Genomic DNA, 9,560 nt, shown 5'->3' on the forward strand with positions numbered 1-9,560 from the left:
GCAAATCTAAATTTGCAGCCCTTTTTAAGTTTATTAATTTTCTACTCTTTTAGCGGCTCAATTCTAAATGCATAATCGTTATTTGCAGAAACTGGTAATTCACACCGTGCCAAAGGACCTGGGCCACAACTTGCATTTCCAAGTCCGCGTTGCATATAATCTAAACTTAAAATTGTTTCTGGCAAACGGTTGTTCTTCAGTTTAAAATCGTGCGCCATATCCCATAAATCTTTATCGTAAAAGTGCAGCGCAGTAAAGTTTAACTTGTTTAACGAAGTTATTTTAAAGCCTCCCTTTCCGTTAGAAAAACTTAACCACCTTGCATCTTGCCTGTTTCCCATGCTTTGGCTACGCACATAACTTTCTTCCATCCCGGTAACGGTACTGTTAAATAAGCCAAAATAGGCAGAAGCTTCTCTATCTTGATAATTTTCTTGTGGCCCGCGACCATACCAAGCAACTTTTTCAAAACCAGGAGTCATTGCCATTTGCAAACCAAGGCGAGGCACTTTGTTCTCATCTTTGGTGTTGTCTATAAAAACGGCAACATCTACAGCACCACTTTTATAAAAGGTATAGTTTACAGAGAACGGAATAACACTTGTTTTCTTGCCTTTTAAAGTGGTTTCCATTTTGGTATTTACCAAAATTTTATCGCCGTTGGCAATGCTTTCTGTCGTAAAATTTAAAAGTTTTGTTTCTGGGTTGATGTAATCCCTTTTATCGTTGTCAATACTTCTATACCAATTAAGAGAAAAGCCTTTATTCTTATAAATCATTTCTTGGCCATTCATTTTCAAAGATGTAATCATGCCGCTCTGAGAGTCAAAAGTTGCCGAAAAGTTATCTCCGCTGATATTTAGCTGTTTGCCAGATTTTTGTGATGTTAATTGCGTTGTTGCAAAGTTTGGAACTGAAACAACCGCTGGCCTTTGGTTCAGCGCAAACTGTTCTGTTGCTACCACATGGCCCGCTTTAGCATAAGGCAGGTCTTTTATTTGCGAGAAATAAATGTTTACAAAATATTCGTGCTTATTGTCGGTTTTGGTTTTAAAATTTAGCTTAACTATTTTAGATGCATCTGGCTTAAGGCTTAAAGGTGCAAGGTTTCCACTTTCTACCACTTTGCCATCTTCTAATATATTATAACGTATGTTAAACTGATCTAAGTTTGTAAAATCGTATTTATTTGTAACCTTAATCATTCCAGCGTTTAAATCTGCTGCGGCGAGTTTAATGTATTGATAAGCTTTTTTAACCTCCATCAATTTTGGAGTTTCCTTTCTATCTGGCGTAACAATACCATTTAGGCAAAAATTGCTGTCGTTTGGTTTGTCGCCAAAATCGCCTCCATAATAATATTCATCATTTGGTCCACCAAATTTAGTTAGGCCTTGATCTACCCAATCCCAAATGCAGCCGCCAATCATACGCACCGATTTGTTTTCTATATAATCCCAATAATCTGGCAAGTTGCCGATGGCGTTGCCCATAGAGTGCGAATATTCGCAGAGAAAATACGGTTTTTGTTTTCCGTTCTGATCTTGTTTAGCCATGTCGACCAAATCAGGATACATTTGGGAATCCATATCGGCAATCGCATTTTTGCCCTCGTAATGGATGGGTCTAACGCTGTCTAACTTCTTAATGGCCGCATAAACTGCATCGAAGTTGTTGCCATTTCCACTTTCATTTCCCATAGACCAAAAAATAACAGCCGGATGGTTTTTATGTTCTTGCACATTGCGAACGTTCCTATCTACAAATGCAGGGATCCAACTTGCCATTTTGCTGATAGACTGGTTGCCGTGGCATTCCAAATTTGCCTCACTCATAGTGTACAAGCCATAATAATCGTACATATTGTACATTTTAGGGTCATTTGGATAGTGGCTTGTTCTAATGGTGTTGATGTTATTTTGCTTCATCAAGGTAATGTCCTTTAGCATGGTTTCAATCGGCAAAGCATTCCCCATAAGAGGATCCATATCGTGCCTATTTACGCCTTTAAAGAAAATTTGTTTGTTGTTGATGTAAACACGGTTGTTTTTAACCTCAATTTTTCTAAATCCAAATTTAGAGGAAAGCACCTCGGTCAGTTTTCCAGAATTATCATACACAGAAAGAACTGCTGTGTACAAGTTCGGCATTTCTGCCGACCATAACGCGGGATTTTTGATGGTTTGCGCTACGTTATAGGTACTTTCTCCACCATTCTTTACCGATGAAATTTTAGCGTTCCCGGTATTAACCGCTTTTCCAGCAATATCTAAAACGGTTACTTTGATGTTCCCACCTTTGTAAGCTTTATCTCCGGCATTTGCAACATTTAGTTTTACGTTTAGGGTAGAAGCCGTAAAATCATTTCCATTAAACTTGGTGGTGATTTCGAAATCTCTAATATGTGTTTTCGGTACGGCATAAATTGCAACATCTCTGTGGATACCGCTCAACCTAAACATGTCTTGATCTTCTAGGTAACTTCCGTCGCTCCATCTAAAAACCTGTACGGCCAAACTGTTATTGCCCGTTTTTACAAAGTCGGTTACATTAAATTCTGCAATGCCGTTAGCATCTTGACTGTAGCCCACTTTCTTGCCATTTACCCAAACATACATGGCACTATAAGCCCCATCAAAACGCAAATAAATAGCATTTCCTTTCCAGGTTTGAGGCATATTGAAATTTCTTAGATAACTGCCAACTGGGTTAACCTCTGTTTCGTTTGTATACCCTTTTTGTGGCTCTATAAAAGGTGGGTCATTTTTATATGGAAAAGTGATATTGGTGTAAATAGGTGTCCCGTAACCCAACATTTCCCAGTTAGATGGCACAGGAATTTCTTTCCAAGAAGCGGCATTAAAATCAGTTTTGAAGAAATCCATTGGGCGTTCTTCTGGCGTTTTTACCCAATTAAATTTCCAATTTCCATTTAATAATTGGTATAGAGAAGAGTTGTTTTTAAGCCAAGGTTTATCGAATGAAGCATCTTTTTTAAGGTTTGCCTCTGTGGAAAATGGAACATAAGGAACATGTGGCAACTCTTTATTTATGCCAATAATTGTTTCGTTTTCCCAATCGTTTTTGCTTACGCGTTTAACTATTTTAATTTTTTCTTTGGCTTCTGTAATGCTCCAAAGCTGGCTCGCGTCACTTAAATCGGGTTTTGCCTGATATAATTTACCATCGCGTAAAGCCAAATTATAGCCGCTAGGTTTAGAGCTTATGGTGTACTTTCCCTTTCCGTTTTCAGCTAGTTTCCACTGTTGATTTGGATTGTTTTCGTCTTTTGTCCACAATACTACTGGGTTGCCGTTGCCACCGCCAGCATTTCCATTGTCGATACTTTTAAAGCTAACAGGGTTGGTAAAAGTGTAATAGCCGTTTCCTAAAGTAGAAAGCAACCAAACTTGGTTAGCGCTTGTTGCCATTTCTTTTTCAAGAAAAATATTGTCGTTGTCTGCTAAGCTTCCACGGGTATCAACTGTTAGGCCGTTGCTGTTTGTAAGCTTGTAGTTTACTCCATTCTGAAAACTCTGAGCAAAAGCTGTAACTGAGAGCAACAAGACTTGAAAAAAAATAGTACACAGTTTTAATTTCATAATTTATCTTTAAATAAGCAAGACCTCAAAAGTACCAAACAAAGCTTAATTGATTTAAGTTAAGTTCGCTCATTATGTACTTATTTTTTGTCAATAAGTTTTCCTTTTACCATCCAAATGGCATTTTTGTTGCTATATGCATTCGTAGAGGTTATTGCTATTATGCTATTGTCTGCAAGCACGCAGAGCGAATTCCATAAGGCATGTTTGTCTTTTGGAATTTTAAATGGCTGGTTTGCCAACACAAAATGTTGTCCAAAATTGTTTCCAACTGCAACCTGCATAGTAGAACGCTGCCAATCTTTGGTTCTTTTTAACGTGCTCTGAAAAGACAAAATTGTTACGCCATTATGCAGTTGGCGTAGGAACGGCGCACCAGCATAAACCGAATCTGGCAATGGATTTGCCAATGGCTGATATTTTAAAGAATTTTCGGGGATACCGATTTTTGCGCTATTCAACTTAACAAGCGTTGGTTTAAAGTTTCCTTTAGAATTGTCTTCAATAGAAAAGAGCAGCGTTTTTTTATCTTTTAGCAAAATCGGCACGGGCATTCCGTCTCTAAAATTTGGAGTAAAAGAAACAATTTCTGGGTTTTTGCTCCAGCTTAAGCCGCCATCTGCAGATGTGAGCATCGAAATGTTTTGTTCGTTAGATTTTCTGTAAACATTTTCGTTAGAGAAAAACAGCAAAATCTTGCCATTTAAAAGTTGCACCTGTGAAGGTTCCCAACAACCATCTTCAAACGTGTTGCTCGCTTGGTACAAAAGCCTCTCATCTTTCCAGGTTTTACCGCCATCATAACTTTTTTTAGTGCGAATTTCAAAATGCTTACTTGTATCGGCCTTGCCATCTATAAGGTATGGTCTAGGATTGTAAGATGCTAAAAGCGATTTGTCTTTGAGTGCTATAACCTCTGGAACTGTCATGTTCAGCCCAATTTCTTGCTTGGCGATGATGGTTTCGCCAGTCCAAGTGTTGCCAAGGTCGTTGCTAAAAATGCAGGCGATGTTTCCGGCTGTTTCGTAAACGCAAATTAACTGGCCTGAAGACAATTGTATAATCCGCGCGTAATTAGCCGATTTATCATCGCCAGCAGGCGCAACTTTTCTTAAGGTAGATGTATCCCAGGCAATGTTTTGTGCCGATACGAAAATTGGCAGACAGCAACATAAAAGCAATATGTACCTCATCGCTACCCTATAAATCAGAATATTCCGTTGGTCTTAAAAAGGTTGAGGTAATGTGCGATACATTGTTTTGGTATTGTGGAAGTTTATTTACCTTATTGTACGCTGCGCCAAAAGCTTTCCATTTCGCTTCATGATCTGCCATATTGTTGTAGGTTGTCAGGTAAATTAAATCTGGCATTTTAGGTCCAGATATTACTTGGCCATAAAAAACAGCATTAAAATCTAACTTAGAAAAAATGCCTATTTCGTATTTGTTAAACATATCTATCTTGTTCAGCCCAATCTTTGCCGTGGCGCTCTCATAATTCCTTAATTCATAAATGCGCTCGCTCTTAGGCGAGGTAAGATTTGGTACAGCGAAATTTGGCATGCCTGCAAAAGCGTCTAAAATAATGGATTGCATGCGTAAGTAAGGTGCATTGTTATAAGCTGCGTTGATAAAATCTTTGCCATTATTTAAATAGTCTACATCTTTTTCTAATACTTGCGACAACTTACTTAACTCATTTAAATTTTTAAACGGCACAAAAACATAAAGTAAGTTTGCTGCGCTGTCTTTTTCTACAGTTTTAAAAACCCCAACACTTTTAATGCCGAATCGATGTAAGGCAGGCAAATAAGCGTTTTTTAAATAGGCATCTAATCGTGTTTCTTGGTCTTTGTTCGATAACTGGAATATTTGCAGTTGATAAATAGCTGATGGTTTTGCTGCGAAAGCATCGGCTTTGCCAAAAAAAGAACATAGTGCAAAGAACAGGCAGATAATAAAGGTTGGTTTTTTAAACATATTGACAGAAATTTGAGAGCAAGATACACTTTTAGCTTCAAGCTGTTCATTTTTCTCCAAATTGTTGCAATCAAAGCTGTTGTTTGTTTGTTGAGAGGATATACCTGATAAATTTTAGCAATGGACAATCATCACGAAATTTTGATTACAACATTAGAAAAACTTTTACACGGCGGAATTGCGCACGCTAGTTTTGCAGATGCAGTTAAAGACTTGCCAAAAGCAGCAAGAGGCCAAGTTGTAGAAAAACTCCCCTATAGCATTTGGCAACTTGTTTGCCATATAAAAATTGCACAATGGGACATGCTCGAGTTTTGCAAAAATCCTAATCATCAATCTCCAGAATGGCCAAAAGAATATTGGCCAAAAGAAGCTGCACCAAAAAACGACCAAGAGTGGGGAGACACTATAAAACAAATCGACGCAGACTTGGAAGCGTTTATTGTGTTTCTGCGCAAGGCAGACGTGTATGAAAAAATTACGAGTGGTGATGGCCAAACGGTTTTATTGGAGGCATTGCAAACTGCCGATCATAACGCCTACCACATTGCAGAAATTGTAGTGTTGCGAAGGTTGCAGGGAAATTGGAAAAGCTAGCGGGGAATTTATACAAGAATAGCGTGAAGAACTATAACGCATAAAATTTCCAGATACATTATTTTGCTTAATAAGTAAGAGGAATTTTAGCTGTTGAATTCGATTAGCGGCTATTTTAACTCAAAATAGCGCTAAAATTATGGTCTTTTACGCACCAACCAATAACGTACAAAAATAACGAGTTGTGCATTTGTTGATATTTACTTTTAACTGCTTGCCAGAAAAATGTTATTATTGTACCTGTACCTCTTTTTAGGTTTTTGTCTATTTCTAAGAGGTGGCAATATAATTAGATATGGCAGAAGTAGTTTACAACGATGATAGTATCCGGTCACTAGATTGGAAGGAGCACATTCGGTTACGGCCGGGAATGTATATTGGCAAATTGGGCGATGGATCTGCCCAAGATGATGGCATTTATGTGTTGTTAAAAGAAATTGTAGACAATTCTATAGATGAGTTTGTAATGGGCAGCGGAAAAACCATCGACATTACGGTTTCCGATCAAAAAGTTAACGTTAGAGATTATGGCCGAGGAATTCCCTTGGGTAAGGTGGTAGATTGCGTAAGTAAAATAAATACTGGTGGCAAGTATGATAGCAACGCTTTCCAGAAATCTGTTGGGTTAAATGGCGTTGGTACAAAAGCCGTTAATGCACTATCTACAAATTTTGTAGTACAAAGCTACCGCGATGGAAAAACAAAAAAGGTAGAATTTAGTAAAGGAAATATTGTTACCGACCAAGAAATTATAGATACCACCCAACGCAACGGTACGGCCATTACTTTTTATCCAGACGAAACCATTTTTAGAAACTACCATTATATTGTAGATTTTGTAGAAAGTATGGTTTGGAACTATGTGTTTTTAAACACTGGTTTAACTGTAAATTTTAACAGTCAAAAGTTTTTTTCGGAGCGTGGTCTTTATGATTTGCTTTCAAAGCTAAACAAGCCCGAGGAGCTTCGTTACCCAATTATACACATGATTGGCAACGACATAGAAATTGCCATGACACATGGGCAACAGTATGGAGAAGATTACCATTCTTTTGTAAACGGGCAACATACCACCCAAGGCGGCACACATCAAGCAGCTTTTAGGGCTGCGGTAGTTAAAACCATTAGAGAGTTTTACAAAAAGGAGTTTGACGCCGCCGATGTTCGGTCGTCTATTATCGCAGCAATCTCTGTTAGGGTGCAAGAACCGGTTTTCGAGTCTCAGACCAAAACCAAACTTGGATCGCAAAATATGGGGCCGGAAGGGCCTTCTGTGGCTACCTTTGTAAACGATTTTGTAAAGAAGGAATTAGATAACTACCTGCACAAAAACGCTGATGTTGCCGATGCCTTATTGAAACGTATTGTGCAAAGTGAAAGAGAACGCAAAGACATTGCCGGGATAAAAAAACTGGCGAATGATCGTGCAAAAAAAGCCTCGCTCCATAATAAAAAGCTAAGGGATTGTAAGGCGCACTTTAACAGTAACCACGACAAGAAATACGAAACCACACTGTTTATTACCGAAGGAGATTCGGCATCTGGTTCTATCACAAAATCTAGAGATGTAGATACGCAAGCCGTTTTTAGTTTAAAAGGAAAACCGCTTAATTGTTTCGAGCTTACCAAGAAAGTGGTGTACGAAAACGAAGAGTTTAACCTTTTGCAACATGCTTTAAATATAGAAGATGGGTTAGAGGGGTTGCACTACAACAATATTGTAATTGCCACCGATGCAGATGTAGATGGCATGCACATTAGGTTATTGATGATGACGTTTTTTCTGCAGTTTTTCCCAGAGCTGGTAAGGGCAGGCCATGTGTATATATTACAAACGCCACTTTTTAGGGTAAGAAATAAAAAGGAAACTATTTATTGCTACAGCGATGAAGAGCGTAAAAACGCGATACAAAAACTTGGGGGAAAGCCAGAGATTACCCGATTTAAGGGATTGGGTGAAATATCGCCCGATGAATTTGGACTTTTTATAGGAGAGAATATTAGGTTAGATCCTGTTATTTTAAAAGACCAGACCATTAAAAAGCTGTTGGAGTATTATATGGGCAAGAATACACCCGATAGGCAGCAACACATTATTAAGAATTTACGGGTAGAGAAGGATGATATTAGCGAGGTGGAAGAAGCCGCACAGATAGCAGAGGCTGTTTAAGTTGTTTCTTTACAAGTGTCTGAACTCGAGGCTTCGTCATGTCGAACGCAGGGAAACATCTCACAACTAGGAAGAAATGCTGCGAAAATCTCTTTTTCTTGGATAGGTCCAAACGAGACTAAACCGAGATGAAGACCTCTCTGGTTTGTGTCTCCACGAACAAGTTCTGATTATTAAAGTAAAGCTTAATCCTTTTCTCCCGGCTGCTCATTGGTATCTTCTGGATGTTGTTTGGGCAGCACCGATACTTTTTCTTCTTCTACTGAAGTTTTTACATGCACCGCGTATTTGCTTGGCCTTATGCCTTTTTCGTATTTCTCTGCATAAGCTTGGGTAAATTCTGCGCCAAAATATAGGATAACCGAGGTATAATAAATCCACACTAAAATTACGATAATAGAACTTGCCGCACCAAAAGCGCTGCCGGGATTCCCTTTTTGAATGTAAACACCTATTACGTATTGGCCTAGGCTAAAAAGTAACGCAGTGAAAAGAGCACCCATTATTGGTGTTTTCCACTTCATATCTACATCTGGCAGCACCTTAAAAATAATGGTAAAAACAGCAGTAACCGCCAATAAGGTAAGGGCGGTGTTTAAAACGTAGATGATTAATGCCATGGTGTCTGTGGCAATCGGAATTACGTGGTTGATGTTGCTCCTCTGCAAAAAAGTAGAAAGATGGGATCCGAGACTAACAATAACGCTATTTATAACGAGCGAAACCAATAGTAAGAATCCCAAAGAAACGATAAGTGAAAAAGAAAGCAAGCGGTTGGTTAGCATTTTTAACCAGCCTTTTTTTGGCACGGCCCTAACTTGCCAAATAATATTGATGCTGTCTTGTATTTCGACAAAAATGGCGGTTGAAGCGATCACCAAAGTCACGATTCCAATAATTAGGCCAACCGTAGATTTACCCGTTAGATTTGCATGGTCGACAAACCCTCTTAGTTGATTGGCGGCATCTGTACCAACCATCTCGCTAATCTGACTAAAGAGTTCTGTACCAGGGTTTATTTTATTGCCAAAGAATATGCTAGCTGCAGAGATAACAATTATGATAAGTGGAGTTAGCGCAAAAATGGTGTAATAGGCCAAAGATGCGCTCAATTTCATTACCTTGTCTTCTGCAAAGCCTTTGCCAGCCGCCAGAAATAAGTGGTACAACGCCACAAAAAAATGCTTTATTTTTTTTAAAAACTTCATCAA

6 protein-coding genes are annotated in these 9,560 nt (G+C 38.6%); 2 read left to right on the plus strand and 4 right to left on the minus strand.

Going from position 1 to position 9,560, the window contains the following annotated elements; genetic code table 11:
• Positions 1–41: 41 nt before the first annotated feature.
• The 3 genes from ABIB40_RS03145 to ABIB40_RS03155 form a co-directional block, all read right to left on the minus strand.
• Positions 42–3,602 (minus strand): glycoside hydrolase family 2 TIM barrel-domain containing protein, encoded by a 3,561-nt coding sequence (locus ABIB40_RS03145; protein WP_354355881.1) that lies wholly within the window; start codon positions 3,600–3,602, stop codon positions 42–44.
• Between the two features lie 80 nt (positions 3,603–3,682).
• Positions 3,683–4,795, minus strand: a complete 1,113-nt coding sequence (locus tag ABIB40_RS03150; protein WP_354355883.1) for a sialidase family protein — start codon at positions 4,793–4,795, stop codon at positions 3,683–3,685.
• 7 nt (positions 4,796–4,802) lie between these two features.
• Positions 4,803–5,582, minus strand: a complete 780-nt coding sequence (locus ABIB40_RS03155) for an NIPSNAP family protein (protein WP_354355885.1) — start codon at positions 5,580–5,582, stop codon at positions 4,803–4,805.
• Between the two features lie 120 nt (positions 5,583–5,702).
• Here ABIB40_RS03155 and ABIB40_RS03160 point away from each other — a divergent pair, with 120 nt between their 5' ends.
• Together ABIB40_RS03160 and ABIB40_RS03165 are read left to right on the plus strand one after the other, a co-directional pair.
• The gene (locus ABIB40_RS03160; protein WP_354355886.1) at positions 5,703–6,179 is read left to right on the plus strand and encodes a DinB family protein; all 477 of its coding nucleotides are present in this window, start codon (positions 5,703–5,705) and stop codon (positions 6,177–6,179) included.
• A gap of 295 nt (positions 6,180–6,474) precedes the next feature.
• Positions 6,475–8,349: a DNA topoisomerase IV subunit B gene (locus tag ABIB40_RS03165; protein ID WP_354355888.1), complete on the plus strand. Its 1,875-nt coding sequence runs from the start codon at positions 6,475–6,477 to the stop codon at positions 8,347–8,349.
• A 185-nt stretch (positions 8,350–8,534) separates the two neighbouring features.
• On the opposite strand, the gene ABIB40_RS03170 is transcribed toward ABIB40_RS03165, so the two are convergent.
• Entirely contained in the window at positions 8,535–9,557 is a 1,023-nt protein-coding gene (locus tag ABIB40_RS03170; protein ID WP_354355890.1) for a YihY/virulence factor BrkB family protein, read from the minus strand.
• Positions 9,558–9,560: the final 3 nt, after the last annotated feature.

Source organism: Pedobacter sp. UYP30 (genome assembly GCF_040547165.1).
GTDB lineage: Bacteria > Bacteroidota > Bacteroidia > Sphingobacteriales > Sphingobacteriaceae > Pedobacter.

Bases quoted from the DNA above. Each gene is read 5' to 3' on its own strand.
- ABIB40_RS03145 (WP_354355881.1), bottom strand. From the start codon at position 3,602: ATGAAATTAAAACTGTGTACTATTTTTTTTCAAGTCTTGTTGCTCTCA.
- ABIB40_RS03150 (WP_354355883.1), bottom strand. From the start codon at position 4,795: ATGAGGTACATATTGCTTTTATGTTGCTGTCTGCCAATTTTCGTATCG.
- ABIB40_RS03160 (WP_354355886.1), top strand. From the start codon at position 5,703: ATGGACAATCATCACGAAATTTTGATTACAACATTAGAAAAACTTTTA.
- ABIB40_RS03170 (WP_354355890.1), bottom strand. From the start codon at position 9,557: ATGAAGTTTTTAAAAAAAATAAAGCATTTTTTTGTGGCGTTGTACCAC.
- ABIB40_RS03155 (WP_354355885.1), bottom strand. From the start codon at position 5,582: ATGTTTAAAAAACCAACCTTTATTATCTGCCTGTTCTTTGCACTATGT.
- ABIB40_RS03165 (WP_354355888.1), top strand. From the start codon at position 6,475: ATGGCAGAAGTAGTTTACAACGATGATAGTATCCGGTCACTAGATTGG.